Origin of the sequence: Microvirga lupini (assembly GCF_014191055.1) — a bacterium.
Classification (GTDB): domain Bacteria; phylum Pseudomonadota; class Alphaproteobacteria; order Rhizobiales; family Beijerinckiaceae; genus Microvirga; species Microvirga lupini_A.
Map to the genome: position 1 here is coordinate 937,525 of NZ_JACHWB010000001.1, position 18,371 is coordinate 955,895.

Annotated in this window: 18 protein-coding genes; 7 read left to right on the forward strand and 11 right to left on the reverse strand. The window is 63.6% G+C overall.

Annotated features, from left to right (window positions below; translation table 11 throughout):
* Window positions 1–39: 39 nt before the first annotated feature.
* From FHR70_RS04735 to FHR70_RS04750, 4 genes are all read right to left on the reverse strand, one after another.
* A complete protein-coding gene (locus tag FHR70_RS04735; RefSeq protein WP_183447573.1) occupies window positions 40–249 on the reverse strand; it encodes a hypothetical protein in 210 nt (69 codons plus the stop codon).
* Window positions 250–311: 62 nt separating this feature from the next.
* A complete protein-coding gene (locus FHR70_RS04740; RefSeq protein ID WP_183447575.1) occupies window positions 312–1,046 on the reverse strand; it encodes an anti-sigma factor in 735 nt (244 codons plus the stop codon).
* On the reverse strand, window positions 1,043–1,609 hold the full coding sequence (locus FHR70_RS04745; RefSeq protein WP_183447577.1) for a sigma-70 family RNA polymerase sigma factor: 567 nt from the start codon (window positions 1,607–1,609) through the stop codon (window positions 1,043–1,045). The genes FHR70_RS04740 and FHR70_RS04745 overlap by 4 nt, the downstream gene beginning before the upstream one ends.
* A 90-nt stretch (window positions 1,610–1,699) precedes the next feature.
* A complete protein-coding gene (locus tag FHR70_RS04750; RefSeq protein ID WP_183447579.1) occupies window positions 1,700–2,089 on the reverse strand; it encodes a DUF3775 domain-containing protein in 390 nt (129 codons plus the stop codon).
* Window positions 2,090–2,254: 165 nt separating this feature from the next.
* Between FHR70_RS04750 and FHR70_RS04755 the strand changes: the two genes are divergently transcribed.
* The gene (locus FHR70_RS04755) at window positions 2,255–3,091 is read left to right on the forward strand and encodes a C13 family peptidase (protein ID WP_183447582.1); all 837 of its coding nucleotides are present in this window, start codon (window positions 2,255–2,257) and stop codon (window positions 3,089–3,091) included.
* On the opposite strand, the gene FHR70_RS04760 is transcribed toward FHR70_RS04755, so the two are convergent.
* Entirely contained in the window at window positions 3,030–3,545 is a 516-nt protein-coding gene (locus FHR70_RS04760) for a DUF1499 domain-containing protein (protein WP_183447584.1), read from the reverse strand. The two genes, FHR70_RS04755 and FHR70_RS04760, sit on opposite strands and share 62 nt — an antisense overlap.
* Window positions 3,546–3,634: 89 nt before the next feature.
* Between FHR70_RS04760 and FHR70_RS04765 the strand changes: the two genes are divergently transcribed.
* Window positions 3,635–3,976, forward strand: coding sequence for a DMT family protein (locus tag FHR70_RS04765; RefSeq protein WP_425487837.1), 342 nt, complete (start codon window positions 3,635–3,637; stop codon window positions 3,974–3,976).
* A gap of 9 nt (window positions 3,977–3,985) precedes the next feature.
* Here FHR70_RS04765 and FHR70_RS04770 read toward each other — a convergent pair whose 3' ends face one another.
* The 4 genes from FHR70_RS04770 to FHR70_RS04785 all read right to left on the reverse strand — a co-directional run bounded on the left by FHR70_RS04770 (window position 3,986) and on the right by FHR70_RS04785 (window position 7,147).
* A complete protein-coding gene (locus FHR70_RS04770) occupies window positions 3,986–5,125 on the reverse strand; it encodes a PQQ-dependent sugar dehydrogenase (RefSeq protein ID WP_183447588.1) in 1,140 nt (379 codons plus the stop codon).
* A gap of 78 nt (window positions 5,126–5,203) precedes the next feature.
* A complete protein-coding gene (locus FHR70_RS04775) occupies window positions 5,204–5,395 on the reverse strand; it encodes a hypothetical protein (RefSeq protein WP_183447590.1) in 192 nt (63 codons plus the stop codon).
* 140 nt (window positions 5,396–5,535) lie between these two features.
* Window positions 5,536–5,949: a VOC family protein gene (locus FHR70_RS04780; protein WP_183447593.1), complete on the reverse strand. Its 414-nt coding sequence runs from the start codon at window positions 5,947–5,949 to the stop codon at window positions 5,536–5,538.
* Window positions 5,950–6,166: 217 nt separating this feature from the next.
* Window positions 6,167–7,147, reverse strand: coding sequence for a Bug family tripartite tricarboxylate transporter substrate binding protein (locus FHR70_RS04785; protein WP_183447595.1), 981 nt, complete (start codon window positions 7,145–7,147; stop codon window positions 6,167–6,169).
* A 122-nt stretch (window positions 7,148–7,269) separates the two neighbouring features.
* Between FHR70_RS04785 and FHR70_RS04790 the strand changes: the two genes are divergently transcribed.
* Window positions 7,270–8,472: a pyridoxal phosphate-dependent aminotransferase gene (locus FHR70_RS04790; protein ID WP_183447597.1), complete on the forward strand. Its 1,203-nt coding sequence runs from the start codon at window positions 7,270–7,272 to the stop codon at window positions 8,470–8,472.
* A complete protein-coding gene (locus FHR70_RS04795) occupies window positions 8,472–8,750 on the forward strand; it encodes a hypothetical protein (protein ID WP_210277466.1) in 279 nt (92 codons plus the stop codon). The genes FHR70_RS04790 and FHR70_RS04795 overlap by 1 nt, the downstream gene beginning before the upstream one ends.
* A gap of 30 nt (window positions 8,751–8,780) precedes the next feature.
* Here FHR70_RS04795 and FHR70_RS04800 read toward each other — a convergent pair whose 3' ends face one another.
* Window positions 8,781–10,772 carry a calcium-binding protein gene (locus tag FHR70_RS04800; protein WP_183447599.1) on the reverse strand — a complete coding sequence of 664 codons (1,992 nt, stop codon included), beginning with the start codon at window positions 10,770–10,772 and terminating at the stop codon, window positions 8,781–8,783.
* Window positions 10,773–11,116: 344 nt separating this feature from the next.
* On the opposite strand from FHR70_RS04800, the gene FHR70_RS04805 reads away from it, so the two are divergent.
* Window positions 11,117–11,590 carry a DUF992 domain-containing protein gene (locus tag FHR70_RS04805; RefSeq protein ID WP_183447601.1) on the forward strand — a complete coding sequence of 158 codons (474 nt, stop codon included), beginning with the start codon at window positions 11,117–11,119 and terminating at the stop codon, window positions 11,588–11,590.
* Window positions 11,591–11,639: 49 nt separating this feature from the next.
* Here the strand turns inward: FHR70_RS04805 and FHR70_RS04810 are convergent, their stop codons facing one another.
* A complete protein-coding gene (locus FHR70_RS04810; RefSeq protein WP_183447603.1) occupies window positions 11,640–14,159 on the reverse strand; it encodes a calcium-binding protein in 2,520 nt (839 codons plus the stop codon).
* A 260-nt stretch (window positions 14,160–14,419) separates the two neighbouring features.
* Here FHR70_RS04810 and FHR70_RS04815 point away from each other — a divergent pair, with 260 nt between their 5' ends.
* A complete protein-coding gene (locus FHR70_RS04815; RefSeq protein ID WP_183447605.1) occupies window positions 14,420–16,459 on the forward strand; it encodes an elongation factor G in 2,040 nt (679 codons plus the stop codon).
* Between the two features lie 144 nt (window positions 16,460–16,603).
* Window positions 16,604–18,340: an AMP-binding protein gene (locus FHR70_RS04820; RefSeq protein ID WP_183448510.1), complete on the forward strand. Its 1,737-nt coding sequence runs from the start codon at window positions 16,604–16,606 to the stop codon at window positions 18,338–18,340.
* The last annotated feature ends 31 nt before the right edge of the window (window positions 18,341–18,371 follow it).

An 18,371-nucleotide genomic window follows, 5' to 3' on the forward strand; every position in this document is an offset into this window, starting at 1 on the left:
GATGCGAGGTCGCGTTTTCGTGAAGAGAGAATTTTGGGGTCAGGCGGTGAACGCCGTCGGACCCCTCAGGTAAGCCTCCATGCGGTCAAGCTCGACCTCTTCTGACGCCACGAGGTGCGGCTCATCCTGCTTGATTTCAGCAACGGGCAACTTATCGATGGCCGTGCTCTCTTGAAGCGCTTTGTGGAGGGCCTGCAGATGCTTGATCTGCTCGTCATCCGAACTCTCAGGCGGCTGGCGCGGAGCCATGACATCCTCCTTTGGGATTAGCAGAAAGTATTGTCGCGATCCGTGTCACAAATAGGGCGCCGTCACAGTGCGGTGGAGGCCGTTCCCTTCATCACCACCGGTCCCGTGGGCTGTCCCGTAGGGGAGCCGGCGAGCGGCTCGACCGAGATCGCGAACAGTTGATTCGAGTGCGGTTGGGGCAGGTTTCTCGGATCGAGCAGCACCGTCCTGGCCGTCTGCACCACGCCCACGGAGACAGGCGCTCCGTTCGGGTCCGGGAAGGTCCAGACCTGGATGGAGTGGTTGTGCGGGATCTCCATGTCGCCGAGCGGCGTGAGCTCGAGGCGCCCGTCAGCGAAAGTGCGCAGCACGGCGCCGGGCTGGTTCGTCTCGCTCATGAGAACCGCGACGAGCATCGGTTGGCGGGTGGCCTTGTCGGCGAAGTAGCCCACGCCTAAGGCGAGCAGGAGGGCGGCCAGCGCCCCGGCCATGCCGAAGCTGCGCCAGAAACTGAGGCTATTCCAGAGCCCCTGCACCAGGCTTGGCGAAGTCACCCGCCGTTCGGACGCCACGGGCCTCGCGGCTGTTGCTACCGGTTGAGGTTCAAGGCCGGTCTCGATCCGCCGCCACAGGGCATCGCTCGGGGCGACATCGGCCGCCGTGTTGTCCCATTCCGCGAAGCGGGTGCGCCATTGCTGGACGAGAGCCTGGAAGCTCTCGTCAGAGGCCAGCAGGCGCTCCGCCACTCCGCGCTCCTCGCCCTCGAGAAGGCCGAGGACGTGCTCGGCGGCGAGGCGATCCTGATCGTCGCGCGTCATGCCATGCACTCCCGCAGGGCCAGCAGGGAGCGGCGGATCCACGACTTGATCGTGCCGAGCGGCACGCCGAGGCGGCCGGCGAGTTCGCCGTGGCTGAGGCCGTGGATGTACGCGAGGGTGATGGCCTGGCGGCGCGTGGGCTCCAGGCGCTCCAGGCAGCGCTTGAGGCTTCCCGTATCGGACAGGCGCAGCATCACGGCTTCGGCATTCTCCTCGTCGCTTACGAGACCCATAGGCTCGAAATCCTCCACGAGGTCGGTGCGGGTCTCGCCGCGAAGAATATTCAGAGCCCGGTTGCGCAGGATGGCATAGAGCCAGGAGCGGGCATCGCCCCGGGCCGGGTCGAAGCTCTCCGCCTTGCGCCAGACCTGAAGAAAGGTGTCGTGCACGGCCTCCTCGGCCAAGGCCCGCCGCCGCAGGAGCCGCATGGCGACGCCCAGCATCCGCGGCGCCTCGCTGTCATAGATGGCACGCAAGGCTGCGCGATCGCCCCGGGCGCATTGGCCGAGGGCGTGGTTCAGGTCCAGGGCCGGGGTTGAAGCCGTCCCGAGCGCTAAGGCCACACGATGTTCTCCGTTCGAACGTAGCCTTTATACACGCCAGAAGAGCGCCTGGATGCGCGCGAGGTAAAATATTCTGTGAAGGGGCTGCGATCAGGCGCAGCTGCGGCCCATGGCGTTCAGGCCTTCGTCGAGAAGGTCGGCGAGGTTCGGGATACCGATGAGCCAGTCGGCGGTCGAGGCGGAGCTCGCCTCCTCGCGCTCGCGGGCGAGGCGCACCGCGGCGCCCCATTCCTCGGGCTCCATGTCGCCGCGGCCGATATAGACCAGGGCGATCAGGTCGGCGCGCTCATCGTCGTTGAGGCCGGCGATCACATCGCGGACCTCGTCTTCCGTCGCGTCGTCCGGAGAGGCGGTGAGCGCATCGATGCTGCCGTCGTCGATGGGATTCGAGCCCGAGGCCGGATCGGTGATGCCCTCTTTGACGTCGATGGCCCTGACCCGGAGAATGAGTTCGCAAACCTTGTCGAGCGCGATATCCATAGAAACCCTCTTCGAAGCCCTTCCGGGGCCATCGTTTCGTGACGTAGCTGACAGGGAAACCCGGAAGAGGGGATTCGGTTCAGCCCAGCCTCTCCTCGGTCCAATTCCCGTCTTGGCGTCTGACGGGCTCTGCGCATAAGCTGGACGCAGGCTGGGGAATGTCACATGCTCCGATCGATCGTTGTCTGGCTGGTGGGGCTGTTCCTCGCCGCCGTCCCCGTTCAGGAATCCTTTGGGCAGACTGCCCGGCGTACCGATCCTATGAGGCTGGAGCCCCAGCGGGCGGGGCAGACCGACGTCTACATCCTGTCCTTCGGTCTCTGGGGGCCGCAGAGCGTGTTCGAGAGCGAGGCCAAGGGCGCAGCCCGCATCCTCGAGCAGCAGCTCGGCGCGAAGGGGCGCTCCATTGTCCGGTTCAACACCAAGCGCTGGGCCGGCGCCACGCCAGAGACCATCCTGGCCGCCGCCGAGGCGGCAGGCCGCACGCTCGATCCGGCCGAGGACATCGTGGTGCTCGTCTTGACCTCTCACGGGGCACCGGAGGGCATCGGCCTTGTGGCCGGGCGCGAGACCCGTCTCGTCACGCCCGGCGACGTGAGAGCCCTGCTCGAGAGAACCCGGGCGCAGCACCGGGTGGTGATCGTCTCGGCCTGCTACTCGGGCGTCTTCGCCCGCGAACTGGCCGATGCGCAAACCCTCGTGATCACCGCGGCTGCGGCCGACAAGCCGTCCTTCGGCTGCCGGGACGGGGCGACCTGGACCTATTTCGGCGACGCTTTCTTCAACAAGGCCCTCCGGGGTGATGCGCGCCTGGATTCGGCCTTCGAGAGGGCGCGCGGCCTCGTCACCCAGCGGGAGATGCGGGAGGGCTTCGATCCTTCCAATCCGCAGATGGCCGGCGGCTCTCAGGTTCTCGAACGGCTCATGGTCGCCTGCGGGCCTAGCCCCGTGCGGCAAGCGTGCCGATGCGGGCCACCCAGCGCTCGATCCGCCGCCTGTTGACGCCGAAATCCGAGCGGCCGACCTGGCTGCGGGAATACAGGGCGAGGGTCGATGCATCCTGGCCCCGGTCGAACACCTGCACGACTACCGTGTCGGGAAAGCGCATGAACCGGGTGCGCACGAGATAGCGGTCCTGCTCCTGGCCTCTGTCGAGAAGCGTCGTGCCGGGCTCTGCCAGGGCCACCTCGGCGACGAGGCTGCGCAGGCGTGCGCCGGGCACGGAAAAGACCGGCGGCTCGGCATCGGGCTGCGCCTGAGGGCAGATGTCGGCTGAGCAGATCAGGGCATCGTTCGGTGTAGTGCGGCGTTTGAGGGTGGCGAACGCCACAGAGCCGAGGTCGGGCGAGCCGAACAGGCCCTGCCATGCCCGCTCGACCCCCGTTTCCCAGCCGCGCCACAGGCCATAGCCGAGCCCGACACCGACGAGTCCGATTGCCACAGCCTTCTTACGCATGTTTCGCCCGCTCCCACCGACCGCTTGACAGCCCGGCTGAGAAGAATAGGGCAGGGCGCGCCCACCTCCTACCATTTCCGGAAATGCCGATGAGCCCTCACGTTGCCCCCGTCCTGATGCTGGTTGCCTCGAACGTCTTCATGACCTTCGCGTGGTATGGGCATCTCAAGTACAAGACATCGGCTCTCTGGATGGCGGTGATCGTCAGTTGGGGCATCGCCTTCTTCGAATACTGGCTGGCCGTGCCCGCCAACCGGATCGGCTCCGCGGTCTATTCCGCCGCCGAGCTGAAGACCATGCAGGAGGTCATCACCCTGGCGGTCTTCGCCGGATTCTCGGTGCTCTACCTGAAGGAGCCGCTCGGCTGGAACCACCTGATCGGCTTCTGCCTCATCGCAGGAGGGGCCGCCTTCATCTTCCAGGGACGTTGAGCAAACACATCAGGTCGCGGGCTTCATCCGCAGGATGCGGCCGTTGCGGGAATCCGTGAGCAGATAGACGAAGCCATCCGGGCCTTGGCGCACGTCGCGGATGCGCTCGCCGAGCTGCTGCAGCATGCGCTCCTCAGCCGTCACGCGATTGCCGTTGGTGTCGAGCCGCGAGACGAGCTTGCCCGACAATGCACCGACCAGGATGCTGCCGCGCCAGGCCGGGAACTTGTCGCCCGTGTAGAAGGCCATGCCGGATGGGGCGATGGAGGGATCCCAGTAATAGACCGGCTGCTCCAGGCCCGCTTTCTTCGTGCCTTCGCCGATCTTCGCGCCTGAATAATCGACCCCGTAGGAAATGACCGGCCAGCCGTAGTTCCTGCCCTTCTGCGGGATATTGATCTCGTCTCCGCCGCGCGCACCGTGCTCGACGGTCCACAGCTCGCCCGTCGTCGGGTGGAGGGCTGCCGATTGCAGGTTGCGGTGGCCGATGGACCAGATCTCCGCTCGAGCGTCTTCGCGGTTCAGGAAGGGGTTGCCCGGTGCCGCCCCTCCCTCCGGCTTGATGCGGACGATCTTGCCGATGTGGTTGTCCGGGTTTTGGGCCTGATTGCGCAGATCGAAGCGGTCACCCAGGGTCACGAAGAGATTGCCCTCGCGGTCGAACACCAGGCGTGAGCCCCAATGGTTCGGCCCTGTGTAGCTCGGCTCCTGGCGGAAGATGATGTTCAGGGATTCCAGGGCGGTCCCGTTGTCGCTGAGGCGTGCCCGCGCCACGCTCGTGCCGGCACGACCCTCGCCGCGATCTTCGGCAAAGCTCAGGTAGACGAGCCGGTTCTGGGTGAAGTTGGGGTCGAGAGCCACATCGAGCAGGCCCGCCTGTCCGCGCACCGCAATCCGCGGAAGACCCTTGATCGGTTCGGAGAGGGTGCCGTTGGCATCGACCATGCGCAGGCGACCGGCGCGCTCGGTGACCAGCATGCGGTTGTCGGGGAGGAAGGCGAGGCCCCAGGGGTTCTGGAGATCGCGGGCGACCGTCTCGACGATCACCTCCACCTTGTCGGTGCGAAGGCGCTGGGTGTCCTGGGCCAGGGCTGAGGGGAGGGCGCCGAAGGTCAGGGCGCAGGCCAGGGCAACACGAAGCTTGAGCATGCATCTCTCCGTCGATCCGTTGCCGGAGAGCTAGACTCTTGCAGCAGGGCGTCAACCGCGCCGGCGTTCACTCACGCGTTATCGCACAGAATAAACGTGGATGGTTTTCGTGTCCTGAGCGGAGAGGGTCTGGGTGGTGGCCATGACGGAGAGCGTCGCCAAGCTCATCAGCATGATCAGGGCGAGGGAGCAGCGGCTTTCCTGACGCCGGTCGAGACGCTGGACCCGGGACGAGACATGGCAGGTGTTTCTGGCCTGGAAGGTTTTCATCGGTTCTTCCCCTAGCAACCGAACGATGATCACAAGAGGAAAACCGCTTTGATTCAAGAAAGTTCCAGGGTGCGGCGAAAGTGCTGCTTGCGGAGTCTTGGCTAAGTCTTTGTTAACCAATTATTAACCATTGTGGCAAGTCAACCCGACCCAGCCGCAGTCACAACGACCGATGAGGCGGAGCGTTCCCGAGGCCCGTGATGCGCCGCCTCGATGTTGTGACCGTCAGGATCGAAGGCGAAAGCCGCGTAATAGCCGGGATGGTAGGAGCGCTCGCCGGGCCCGCCATTGTCCTGGCCGCCAGCGCTGAGGGCGGCTGCGTGGAAGGCATGAACGCTCTCGCGGTTCTTGGCCTGGAATGCCAGATGGACTCTGGAGACCGGACCCTCGGCCTGATCGACCCAAAGCTCGTCGCAGGCGAAATGCTCCGCGCTCTCGGACGTGAAGTCATGCCCCAGAGCCTGCAGGACCGCGCGGTAGAAACGCCGGCTCGCTTCGAGATCGGAGACGCGCAGGTGGACGTGGTCGATCAGGCGGCCTTGGTGGCGTTCCATCTCTTGTCTCCCATATCTCGCCTCATGCCCGCACTTGTTGCGGGCATCCACGTCTTCAAGCCTCTTAAAACGTGGATGGCCGGGACAAGCCCGGCCATGACGGAGAGGGTGTCATCCCCGGCGAGCGTAGCGAGGGAAGGGGGTCCACTCGCACCCTCGGCGCTATGGATTCCCTTCCCCTCCGCTGCGCTCCGGCCGGGAATGACACCGAGCAGTCTCACTCGGCCTTGATCCCGGCCGCCTTGATGATCTCGGCCCAGGTCTGGATCTCCTTGTCGAGATAGGGCCTGAAGGCGTCCGGGTTGCGGACGTTCAGGGTGAAGCCGAGCTTGGTGATCCGCTCCTTCACGTCGGGCTTGTTGAGGATCGCGATGATCGTGCCCGAGAGTTTGTCGAGGATGGGCTTGGGCGTGTTCACCGGGGCGAAGAAGGCGGCCCAGGATTCCGCATCCGCATTGGTGATGCCCTGCTCGCGCAAGGTCGGCACGTCCGGAGCCTGCGGATTGCGTTGCGGGCTGGCAATGCCGATGGCGCGCATCTGGCCGGCCTGGAACTGGGAGAGAACGCTCGGCAGGGTCGAGTTCGACACGTCGATGCGGCCGGCCATGAGCTCGGTTACGAGGGGAGCGGCGCCCCGGAAGGGCACATGGGTCATCTTGGTGCCCGTGCGGGTCATGAACAGCTCGGTGGCCAGATGCGAGCCGGAGCCCACGCCGGTCGAGCCGTAGTTGAGCTTGCCCGGATCCTTCTTGGCGAGTTCCACCAGCTCGGGAATCGACTTCACGGGCAGGTCGTTCTTGACCACGAACACGTGCTCGAAGGCGCCGGCGCCGGCGAGCGGCGCAAAGTCCTTCACCGCGTCGTAGCCCGGCTCCTTCAGCAGGAACATGTTGTTCCCGTGGGTCTGGTTGTTGCCGAACACGATGGTGTAGCCGTCGGGCTCCGCCTTGGCGACCGACCGGGTGCCCACCGCCCCGGAGGCGCCGGCCAGATTCTCGACGATCACGTTCTGGCCGAGCTCCTTACCCATCTCCTCGGCCACAATGCGGGCGATGACGTCGGTCGGGCCGCCGGCCGGGTAGGGGACCACCATCTTGATGACGCGGATGGGGAAGTCCTGAGCGGAAGCAGCAGAAGCGAAGAGGGCGGCGCCGGCGAAAAGACCGAGCGCAAGGCGGCGGGTGACGGATTGGGTCATCGGAAAAGGCGTCTCCTCAAAATCCCGGCAGGCGGGGCTGTTTTGCTTGCTTGGACGGCTTGCCCAGATTAGGGTCCGCCGCCGTCACGGTCCCTTTCTAACGCCCCGATCGGAGGATTCCCATGGGCTTTTTGTCTGACGCCCTTTCCCGCATCAAGCCGTCTGCCACCATCGTCATCACGCAGAAAGCGCGGGATCTGAAAGCCCAAGGGCGGGACGTGATCAGCCTCTCCGTCGGCGAGCCGGATTTCGACACGCCCGACAACATCAAGGAAGCGGCCATCGCGGCGATCCGCCGGGGCGAGACCAAGTACACGCCCGTGTCCGGCATCGTGCCGCTGCGCGAGGCGATCTCGCGCAAGTTCAAGCGCGAGAACGGCCTCGACTACAAGCCGTCGCAGACCATCGTGTCGACCGGCGGCAAGCATGTGATCTATAACGCGCTGCTCGCCACCCTGAACCCGGGCGACGAGGTCATCATTCCCGCGCCTTACTGGGTGTCCTATCCGGAGATGGTGGTGCTGTGCGGCGGTAAGCCCGTGTTCGTGGATTGCTCCATGGAGCACAGCTTCAAGCTCCAGCCGGAGCCGCTCGAGCGCGCCATCACGCCGAAGACCAAGTGGATCATCCTCAACTCGCCGTCGAACCCGACGGGCGCCGCCTATTCGCGCGCCGAGATGAAGGCAATCACCGACGTGCTGATGCGCCATCCGCATGTGTGGGTGCTCACCGACGACATGTACGAGCATCTCACCTACGGCGATTTCGAGTTCGTCACGCCCGCGCAGGTCGAGCCGAACCTCTACGAGCGCACGCTCACCATGAACGGCGTGTCGAAGGCCTATGCCATGACCGGCTGGCGCATCGGCTATGCGGGCGGCCCCGAGCATCTCATCAAGGCCATGGACTTCGTGCAGGGCCAGCAGACCTCCGGCACGAGCGCGATCTCGCAATGGGCGGCCGTCGAAGCGCTCGACGGTCCGCAGGATCACCTCAAGGTCTTCAAGAAGGCTTTCGAGGAGCGCCGCGACCTCGTGGTCTCGATGCTCAATCAGGCGAAGGGCCTGAAGTGCCCGATGCCGGAAGGCGCGTTCTACGTCTATCCGTCCTGCGCCGAGGCCATCGGCAAGACCGCGCCGTCCGGCAAGGTGCTGGAGACCGACGAGGACTTCGTGTCCGAGTTGCTGGAAGCCGAAGGCGTCGCCGCCGTGCACGGCTCGTCCTTCGGTCTCGGCCCCAACTTCCGCATCTCCTACGCCACGTCGAACGCGCTGCTGGAAGATGCCTGCACCCGCATCCAGCGCTTCTGCGGAAGCCTGCGCTGATGAACGATCTGCCGCGGACCTTCCATCCCGATCCCGCGGCAGAGCCCTATCGGGCCAATCCCGCCTCCATGCACCGCGTGAAGTTCGATGCCCGCATCGACTTCACCAATGGCGGTTACGTGGAGGCGAAGGATTTTCTGCTCGATATCGAGGGCGACTGCATTTCGCCTGAACGTCTGGCCGAGATGATCGTCTCCGCCATGAATCTCCTGCGCGCCGGGCCTGTGACGATCACGGCCATGCGCGTCGTGCGACGGGGCGAGCATCAGGACGGGTGACGATCCCGTCCTGAGCTTTTGGTTGACGCGCTACAGCACGAACCAGCTTTTCTGTAGTTCGATGGCACCCTTGAGCTTGATCACGGCCTCAGCGGACCTGTCATTGTCGGTGTTGAGATAGATGTAGGTGGCACTCTTCGTCTTCTCGAAGCGCACCTCGCCCGCCTTGCTGAAGCTCTTCTCGTCGCCGATGAATGAAAACTTCTGGTCGCCCCGCTTCCTGGTGTTGGCATCGATCGCCTTGAGATCGATCTTGTCGCCCTGGCGGCGCGAGAAATCGAGGATGTAGTCCGCCTTGGATTTGGAGGAACCCGTTTCCCTGTCGTCGAACGCGAATGTATCGCGCCCTGAGCCGCCGGTCAGACTGTCCTTGCCGAGGCCGCCGACGAGGCGGTCGTTGCCGGAGCTTGCCGAGAGCTTGTCGGCTCCTCGGTTTCCGGTCAGCGTGTTGTGTAAGCTGTTGCCGGTCAGCGTCACCCCGGCCGGCCCTGTTGCCGTCAGGTTCTCCACATTCGCCGTCAGGGTGAGGCTCATCGAAGTCAGGACCGTGTCGATGCCTGCGTTCGCCGCTTCCGTGACCTGATCCTGGCGGGTGTCGATCACGTAAGTGTCGTTGCCGCCGCCTCCCAGCATGATGTCGATGCCCGCACCTCCATCGAGCCGGTCGTTGCCGTCGCGTCCCATGAGTGTGTTGGATAAGGCATCGCCCGTGAGAATGTCGTCTCCCGCTCCGCCCGAAAGGGTATCGGACAGAAAGACGTTCCGGTTCATCGTGCCCGAGGCGAGGTCGATGGTGTAAGGGACGGTCCAGGATTGAGCCCCTTCATAGACCGTCACGGTGGCCGCTTTGGCGCCGGCGGTGGCATAGGTGTGGCTGAAGAATGCCATTCCACCTGACGGCGTCAGGTTGACGCTCGATCCGTCACCCCAATCGACCGTAACACTGAAGGCTGCGCCGACAGCGAGCGTTGTCTCTACATAGCGGCCCTCAGCGATGGCTGCGGCATAGGGATGATAGCGCAGGTCGACAAGGAAGATGTCGTTCTCACCATTCGTGTCGCCGGGCACCAGATTGCCGGCTTGGCTTGTGAACACCACAAAGTGCCCGTCCGCGCTGATCTGGGCATTAAAGCTTCCATTTCCTTCCGCCTGTTCTCCGGTCGCGGTGGTCGAGATGCGCGTGATGGCGCCGGTGACCAGATCTTTGCGGAAGACGTCTTCCGCGTTATTCGTATCGCCGGGCACCAGGTTGCTGGCCGCACTTTCGAACACCACGTAGCGCCCATCAGTGCTGATGTGGGGCGCGGAGCTTCCAGACCCTGCCTGTTCTCCGGCTGCAGTGGTCGAGATACGTGTAATGGCACCGGTGACCAAGTTTTTAAGGAAGATGTCCCTGCTGCTGTTCGTGTCGCCGGGCACCAGGTTGTTGGCCTCGCTTGCGAACACCACGTAGCGCCCATCGGTACTGATTTCGTGATTATAACTAATTCCTCCTTCCGCCTGTTCTCCGGTCGCGGTGGTCGAGATGCGCGTGATGGCGCCGGTGACCAGATCTTTGCGGAAGATGTCCACTTGGTTATTCGTGTCGCCGGGCACCAGGTTGCTGGCCGCGCTTTCAAACACCACGTAGCGCCCATCAGTGCTGAAACGCGGACTGTAGGTACTTCCTCCTTCCGCCTGCTCTCCGTTTGCAGTGGTCGAGATGCGCGTGATGGCGCCGGTGACCAGATCTTTGCGGAAGACGTCTTCCGCGTTATTCGTATCGCCGGGCACCAGGTTGCTGGCCGCACTTTCGAACACCACGTAGCGCCCATCAGTGCTGATGTGGGGCGCGGAGCTTCCAGACCCTGCCTGTTCTCCGGCTGCAGTGGTCGAGATACGTGTAATGGCACCGGTGACCAAGTTTTTAAGGAAGATGTCCCTGCTGCTGTTCGTGTCGCCGGGCACTAGGTTGTTAGCGTAGCTTACGAACACCACATAGCTTCCGTCAGGGCTGATTTGGGCATAATAGCTGGCATGCAACCCCTGCACCCCATTAGCAACCATTGAAACTCGGCTCACAACGTCCGCACTCGTCGGACGAAAGAATGACTGCACTTGCAGGACCATGGTGAAGACTCCCGAGAGCTTAGCAAACTCTTGCAGTTGCTCGATTTTGCAGCCATCAAGGAGGATCAGTTTCCCATTCGCAACTCTCTGAACAGAGGGGATCGATCGGAAAAGGCGATGGTCCCTAGACCACCGCCAAGCAGTCCCCTCTTGCGGCACGGGATGAGCAGGGCCTTGCCGATTAACCTGCTCCCCATGGAACGCCGCCGCCGTCTGCGCCGTTGATCGCTAAGCTTGACCAAGCTGAGGAGATCACCATGCGCCGTGCCGCTTTCTCCGTTGCCGCTCTCGCCCTTCTTGCGTCTCTTGGTGCCACGGAAGCCCAGGCTCAGAACCGGGGGCGGGTCGGGGTTCTGTCCTGTGCCGTATCGGGCGGGATCGGCCTCATCGTCACCTCACAGAAGACCACGCTCTGCACGTTCAATCCGCGGCGCGGTCCGAACGAGGCCTATGTGGGCGTGATCCGGCGGTTCGGGCTCGATATCGGCGCCACGCAAAGGGGGATTCTGACCTGGGCCGTATTCTCGCGCGGCAGCGTGGCGCCGGGATCGCTCGCCGGCAGCTATGTCGGCGGTGCCGCCGAGGCGACGGTGGGACCCGGCATCGGTGCGAATGTTCTGGTCGGCGGCTCGAACCGCAGCATCTCCCTCCAGCCGCTCTCCGTCAGCGGCCAGACCGGCTTCAACTTCGCCCTCGGCGTCGCCGATTTCGAGTTGCGCCCGGCGCGCTGAACGAAAGCGCCCCCCGTCGGGCGGGGGCGCTTCCCGAGGTCTCGCTGCTTTATAGTACGAACCAGCCTTTCTGGAGGTCCAGCGCACCTTTCAGCCTGATCACGGCCTCGGCGGCCTTGTCGCTGTCGGTGTTGAGGTAAATGTAGGTTTCCTTCTTCGTCTTCTCGAAGCGCACCTGACCCGCTTTGGTGAATTCCTTCTCGCCGATGAAGGAGAACTTCTGGTCGCCTTTCTTTCCGATGCTTGCATCCATTGCCTTCAGATCGATGCGGTCACCCTTGCGGCCAGTAAAATCGATGATGATGTCGGCCTTGGAACGGGACGATGCCGTCTCCTTGTCGTCAAAGCTGAACACATCCCGTCCCGCACCGCCGGTGAGGCTGTCCTGGCCTGCGCCGCCGCTGAGACGGTCGTTGCCGAGGCCGGCCAGCAGCTTGTCCTTGCCACCTGCACCGGATAGCAGGTCATCGCCACCGAGACCGGACAACGTGTTCGTCGCGTTGTTGCCGAGAATCGTGTTGGCGGAACTGTTGCCGGTCAGATTGATCGCCCCGGCCGTTGGATCGGCCTCGATGCCTTCAATGGCGGAGGCTTCGTTAAGAATGAAGTTCGCCTTGATCTGAATGACGTCGAACCCGCCGCTCGCGCTACCGATGACATGGTCCTGATCGGCGTTGACATAGGTATTGCGTCCGGCTCCGCCTTCGAGAATGTCGATGCCGCCGCCGCCATCGAGCGTATCGTCGCCATTGCCGCCGATGAGGTGATCGCTTCCCTCCCCGCCGATCAGGTGATCGTTGCCTTCGCCGCCGACGAGGGTGTTGTTCGAACTATCGCCGATGAGAGTATCGCCAAAATTTGAACCAGTGAGATTCTGGATCGCTTGATAGGTGTCGCCGGCGGCCTCGCCGGTGTTAACGCCTGAGCTTTGAAGGCTGGCCGTCACGCGGCCGGCTGCCTCGGCATAGCTCGCGACGTTGATCCCGGTCCCTCCGTCGATGACATCCGCTCCCTCGCCGCCCATCAGGACATCGTCATCCTCGCCGCCGATGAGCGTGTCGGCCCCGCCTGCTCCCATAAGGAGATCGTCGCCAGCCCCACCTTGAAATTCGTGAGCGTCGTCGTTGCCGATCAACTGATCGTTGTGAGCGGACCCTACGATGACTTCGATATTCTTGAAGGTATCGCCGGCGGCATGGCCGGCATTGAATTGCGGATGGGCCAGCAGGATGATGACGCCGCTCTCGGCAGCCTGGTAGGTTGCCGTATCTCGTCCGCCGAGCCCATCGATCAAACCTCTGACCTTCGTTCCGTCGAGGATGTTGTCGCCTGCATCTCCGATGAGCGTGTCCGGCACCGGAACAGGTCCGGGTGGCGGGTTTTCAGGGGTCGGCGGCGTGCCGAAAACTTGCGCGCGCGTGCTCAGGTCCTGATCCGTCCAGCTGACGACGAACCGGCCGTCCTTGAGGGCTGCGAGCGATGGATCGGTCTGGTTGCCGGCTGAGCTTCCCTTCGCAAGGAAGTCGTCGCCCCTGCGGCCGCCGTCGGCATTGAAAGTTGCAACGCGGATATCGTGATCCGTCCCTAGCCGCGACACGAATGCGATCACGAAACCGCCGTCGGAAAGAGCCTCGATGACCGGTGAGTGTTGATAGCCAGCCTTTGTCGTGTTGACGAGAATTTCGCCCGTCATCGGCTTTCCAAGTCCTGTGAAGATGCGTGCTTTGACGCAGCTGCCGGACCCGTCTGCCGCGGTGTTTTCATCCGTCCAGACGAAGACGACGTTCCCGTTCGATAGAGTGACCGCGGAAACCTGGTGCTGATCGCCATCGGTGGAAACGTTGACCCTGCCATGCTCAGAGATGTAGGTGTCGCGACCGTCCCTGTAAAAGTTCATATAGATGGATTTGCCTGATCCATCGGAATAGGACGATGTGTCCAGCACCGTTACAGCCTGGGCATAGCCTCCGTTCTTCAGGCCGGTGACATCGCCTCCGGCAGACTTGTATTCCATGTCAATAGCGGCGAGGATGTTGAGGCTGCCGGTACTGCTGTAACGATAAGCGAGATGGCGGGAGTCGAAGGAATTTTCGGCCCGGTCGTACCAGGCGATCATGAATTCGCCATTGGCCAGAGCCGTAAGCCGTGGGATTTCGTCGACACCCGATCCAAGGATGCCTGCTCCAGAGAATGCTCCGCCAATCTTGGCGCCGTCAGATGTCAAGAGCTGAGCGGCGATGTCCGTTTCCTGAATTTCATACTGTGTCCTGGGAATATTCGTCTTGTCCCACGCGACGAGAATCCTGCCATCAGTGAGGACCGTCACATCGGGGTTCCCGACCTTGGTATTCATCGTCGGGTCGGTGAGGGCAATCTCGCTGCCGCGCATCGTTCCATCGGCGTTGTAAATCTGGGCTTGGATCGATTCGCCGGTTGAGCCAAAGCGATGCCATACGGCGATGAAACTGCCATCCTGCAGACCGACGATCTTCGTGTGCTGCTCTCTAAGGTAAACACCAGGGATTCCGTTGATTCTGAATTCGCTACCTGAACGGGCCGGTTGGGACATGGGAGAAATCCTTTGGATGTGCTCGAAGCAATAGGGATATTTTATAATATTGCATATATTGCTTTTTCCTTCCAAGACTCAACCGCGAGGCCATGGTGCATTCCATTGATCCGCACACGCTTTGGTTGCGAATTCGACAACCTTCGCCCGCAAGAGATGTCCGCAAAACCCACTTGCCATTCCGCAACGACAGGCAGAGCATCGGGGTAACGCGTCCGTGAAGAGCGCGTCAGCAGCGGGGGCAGGGAGGATGAGATCCTATGGCACCCAACGGCAGACTAGCGGCGGGCCCGCGATGCATTGCGATCGTCGGCCCGTTTCAGAGCGGCAAGACCACGCTTCTCGAGGCCATCCTGGAGCGGACCGGAGCTGTCTCGCGGGCAGGCCGCGTGGCGAGCGGGGACAGTGTGGGGGATGCGAGCGCCGAGGCCCGCGCCCATGCCATGAGCATCGAGCCCAATGTGGCCACCGTGAACTTCCTGGGCGAGAGCCTGACCTTCGTCGACTGCCCCGGCTCCACGGAATTCCTGCACGAAATGCGTAACATCACGCCCGTTTGCGATGCGGCGATCGTGGTCTGCGAGGCGGATGAGCGCAAGGTTCCGGCGCTCGAGATCATCCTGCGAGAGCTTGAGGAAGCCGACATTCCGCGCTTCCTGTTCATCAACAAAATCGACACCGCCACCCAGCGCATCCGCGAGACGCTCGCAATCCTGCAGGAAGCCTCGCGCACACCGCTGCTCCTGCGCCAGATCCCGCTCTGGAAGGACGGCATTGCCGTGGGGTTCATCGATCTCGCGCTCGAACGCGCCTTCATCTACCGCGAGCATGCGCCGAGCGAAGTCGTCGATCTGCCCGAGGGCGAATTGCCGCGCGAAAAGGAAGCACGGTTTGCGATGCTGGAGCGGCTGGCCGATTACGACGACGAACTCATGGAGGAGTTGATTTCGGAGATCGAGCCGCCGCGCGATCAGATCTTCGACGATCTGTCGAAGGAGCTGAGGGAGAGGCACGTGGTGCCGGCGCTCATCGGCTCGGCGGAGCGCGGCAATGGCGTCACGCGGCTTCTCAAGGCGTTGCGCCACGAGGCGCCGGGGCTTACGCAGACAAGGGCGCGGCTCGGCATTTCCGAAGAGGGCGCGCCGCTGGCGCAGGCCATGAAGACCCTGCACCAGGGGCAGGGCGGCAAGCTCTCCCTAGCCCGCGTCATGCGCGGCACCTTCCGCGAGGGTGACACGGTGGTGGGGTCCCGTGGCGGCGAGAGCCGGATCGGAAGCCTCCTGACCATGATCGGCACCACCACGACCCGGAAAGGCGAGGCCGTCGCCGGCGACACGGTGGGCTTCGGTCGCCTTGATGGGATCGCCACCGGCGACAGCTTCGCGGCCAACAAGACAAGGCCCGAGGCCATCCTGTCGGTGGCGCCGCCGGAGCCCGTCTATGCGATGGCCCTCAAGGTGAAGGACCGCAAGGACGATGTGCGCCTCTCAAGCGCCCTCGCCAAGATCACCGAGGAGGACCCGTCCCTCGTGGTGGAGACGCGGCCCGAGATGGGCGAGATCCGGCTCCACGGCCAGGGTGAGATGCATCTGCGGGTGGCGGTCGAAAAGCTCGCCTCGCGCTTCCAGGTGGGTGTCGAGACCGCCAAGCCCAAGGTGGCCTATTGCGAGACCATCAAGCTGCCGGCGGCCGCCCGGGGGCGGCACCGCAAGCAGACCGGCGGCCATGGCCAGTTCGGCGACGTGATGATCGAGATCAAGCCGCTGCCACGGGGCGAGGGCTTCGCCTTCCAAGACCAGATCACCGGCGGCGTGGTGCCGCGCCAGTATATCCCGTCCGTGGAGACGGGCGTGCGCGATGCGCTCAAATGCGGCCCGCTCGGCTTTCCCGTAGTGGATCTCGCCGTGACCCTGACGGACGGCTCCTACCACACGGTGGATTCCTCGGACGCCGCCTTCCAGGCCGCCGCCAGGCTGGCCCTGGCGGAGGCGCTGCCGAAGGCCAAGCCCGTGCTGCTGGAGCCTGTGCTGTCGGTGGAGATCACGATTCCCTCGGAGGCGCTCTCCAAGGCCACAGCCTTGGTGACCGGCAGAAGGGGGCAGATCCTCGGTTATGACGAGCGGCCCGGCTGGAACGGCTGGCAGGTTCTCAGCGCATCGATCCCGGAATCCGAGATCGGCGATCTCATCGTCGAGCTGCGCTCCGCGACAGCGGGCGTCGGAACCTTCTCGACCCGGTTCGACCACATGGCAGAACTGAGCGGCCGCCCGGCAGAGATGGTGCTGCAGAAGGCGCATTGATGGAGATCGGACCTGAACGATCCAAGGTGATCGTTCAGGTCTAAACTATTTCCATCGACAAAAGAGGTCTTCCGCGCCAAGTTACGCTTTGACGGAGACGCCATCTCCCATGAAGCAAGATACGCCGCGAAGCGGAGGACGATGATGAATGCCACGACCCCGGCGCCTGCCACCGCAGGCGCTCAGGACCTTTCTGAAACCCGCCCCTGGCTCAAATCCTATCCCGCAAGCGTCCCGCCGACGATCGATGAGGCCCGGATCGGCACGCTCAACGACATCTTCCGGGATGCGTTGACCCAATACCCGAACCGTCCGGCCGCCGAGAGCTTCGGCAAGCGCGTGACCTATGCCGAATTGGGGCGCCAAGCGGATGCCGTCGCTTCCTGGCTCCAGGCGCAGGGGCTGAGGAAGGGCGATCGGGTCGCCATCATGATGCCGAACGTGATGGCCTATCCGGCGGTCCTGTTCGGGGTTCTCATGGCCGGCGGCACGGTGGTGAACGTCAACCCGCTCTACACCCCGCGCGAGCTGACCTATCAGCTCAACGATTCCGGCGCCCGCTTCCTCTTCGTGCTGGAGAACTTCGGCGCGACGGTTCAGGAGGCACTGCCGGAGATCAAGCTGGATCGGATCGTCCTCGTGACGCCCGGCGATCTGCTCGGCCTGAAGGGCGCGATCGTCAATCTCGTCTCGCGTCATGTGAAGAAGGCCGTGAAGCCCTTCAGCCTGCCGCAGGCCGTCGCCTTTAAGGCTGTCATGGCCGAGGGAGCGCGCAAGAAGCCACAGCCGGTCACCGTTTCGCCGGATGACATCGCCTTCCTGCAATATACGGGCGGAACGACGGGGGTTGCGAAGGGGGCCACGCTGCTCCACCGCAACGTGACAGCCAACGTCCTGCAGCTTGAGGCCTGGATGGCTCCGTTCTTCGGCGACAGGGAGGATCACGTGATGGTGACGGCACTGCCGCTCTATCACATCTTTGCCCTGACGGTGTGCGGCCTGCTGATGACGAAGCTGGGCGGCTGCCAGTTGCTGATCGCCAACCCGCGCGACATTCCGGGCTTCGTCAAGACCCTGCAGAAGAGCCGGATCACGCTCATGTCCGGCCTGAACACCCTCTACAATGCCCTGGCCCACGCGCCGGGCATCGAGAAGGTGGATTTCTCGCAGCTGGTGCTTGCCGTCTCAGGCGGCATGGCGACCCAGGAGGCCGTGGCCAAGAAGTGGAAGCAGGTGACCGGACAGCCGATCGTCGAAGGATACGGCCTTTCTGAGACCTCGCCCGTGGTTTGCGCCAACCGCCTCGACATCGAGGAGTTCACCGGCACCATCGGCTATCCGCTGCCCTCGACGGAGGTCTCCGTGCGCGGCAGCGATGGCTCCGACTTGCCTCCCGGTGAGCGGGGCGAGCTGTGCGTGAAGGGTCCGCAGGTGATGGCGGGATATTGGAATCGGCCCGACGAGACCGCGAAGGTCATGACTCCGGATGGCTGGTTCCGCACCGGAGACGTGGCGATCGTCCTGCCCGACGGTCAGGTCAAGATCGTGGACCGCATGAAGGACATGGTCCTCGTCTCAGGCTTCAACGTCTATCCGAACGAGGTCGAGGACGTGCTCGCCAAGCATCCTGGCGTCATGGAATCGGCGGTCATCGGCCTGCCCGACGAGCACTCGGGCGAGGCGGTGGTGGCCTATGTGGTTCGCAAGGACCCAAACCTCACGGCCGACGAGCTGCGCCAGTTCTGCCGGGAGCAGATGACCGGCTACAAGGTGCCACGTCGGATCGAATTCCGGGAGACGCTGCCGAAGACCAATGTGGGCAAGGTTCTGCGCCGTGCCTTGAAGGAGGAGGTGGAGCAGTCCCACGTTCGCTGGAACTGACGGCAGACACGCTTGAAAAGAAAAAAGCCGG

Coding starts and splice junctions, on each gene's coding strand:
- FHR70_RS04735 (WP_183447573.1), bottom strand. CDS start 249: ATGGCTCCGCGCCAGCCGCCTGAGAGTTCGGATGACGAGCAGATCAAG.
- FHR70_RS04740 (WP_183447575.1), bottom strand. CDS start 1,046: ATGACGCGCGACGATCAGGATCGCCTCGCCGCCGAGCACGTCCTCGGC.
- FHR70_RS04750 (WP_183447579.1), bottom strand. CDS start 2,089: ATGGATATCGCGCTCGACAAGGTTTGCGAACTCATTCTCCGGGTCAGG.
- FHR70_RS04755 (WP_183447582.1), top strand. CDS start 2,255: ATGCTCCGATCGATCGTTGTCTGGCTGGTGGGGCTGTTCCTCGCCGCC.
- FHR70_RS04760 (WP_183447584.1), bottom strand. CDS start 3,545: ATGCGTAAGAAGGCTGTGGCAATCGGACTCGTCGGTGTCGGGCTCGGC.
- FHR70_RS04765 (WP_425487837.1), top strand. CDS start 3,635: ATGAGCCCTCACGTTGCCCCCGTCCTGATGCTGGTTGCCTCGAACGTC.
- FHR70_RS04770 (WP_183447588.1), bottom strand. CDS start 5,125: ATGCTCAAGCTTCGTGTTGCCCTGGCCTGCGCCCTGACCTTCGGCGCC.
- FHR70_RS04775 (WP_183447590.1), bottom strand. CDS start 5,395: ATGAAAACCTTCCAGGCCAGAAACACCTGCCATGTCTCGTCCCGGGTC.
- FHR70_RS04780 (WP_183447593.1), bottom strand. CDS start 5,949: ATGGAACGCCACCAAGGCCGCCTGATCGACCACGTCCACCTGCGCGTC.
- FHR70_RS04785 (WP_183447595.1), bottom strand. CDS start 7,147: ATGACCCAATCCGTCACCCGCCGCCTTGCGCTCGGTCTTTTCGCCGGC.
- FHR70_RS04790 (WP_183447597.1), top strand. CDS start 7,270: ATGGGCTTTTTGTCTGACGCCCTTTCCCGCATCAAGCCGTCTGCCACC.
- FHR70_RS04795 (WP_210277466.1), top strand. CDS start 8,472: ATGAACGATCTGCCGCGGACCTTCCATCCCGATCCCGCGGCAGAGCCC.
- FHR70_RS04805 (WP_183447601.1), top strand. CDS start 11,117: ATGCGCCGTGCCGCTTTCTCCGTTGCCGCTCTCGCCCTTCTTGCGTCT.
- FHR70_RS04810 (WP_183447603.1), bottom strand. CDS start 14,159: ATGTCCCAACCGGCCCGTTCAGGTAGCGAATTCAGAATCAACGGAATC.
- FHR70_RS04815 (WP_183447605.1), top strand. CDS start 14,420: ATGGCACCCAACGGCAGACTAGCGGCGGGCCCGCGATGCATTGCGATC.
- FHR70_RS04820 (WP_183448510.1), top strand. CDS start 16,604: ATGAATGCCACGACCCCGGCGCCTGCCACCGCAGGCGCTCAGGACCTT.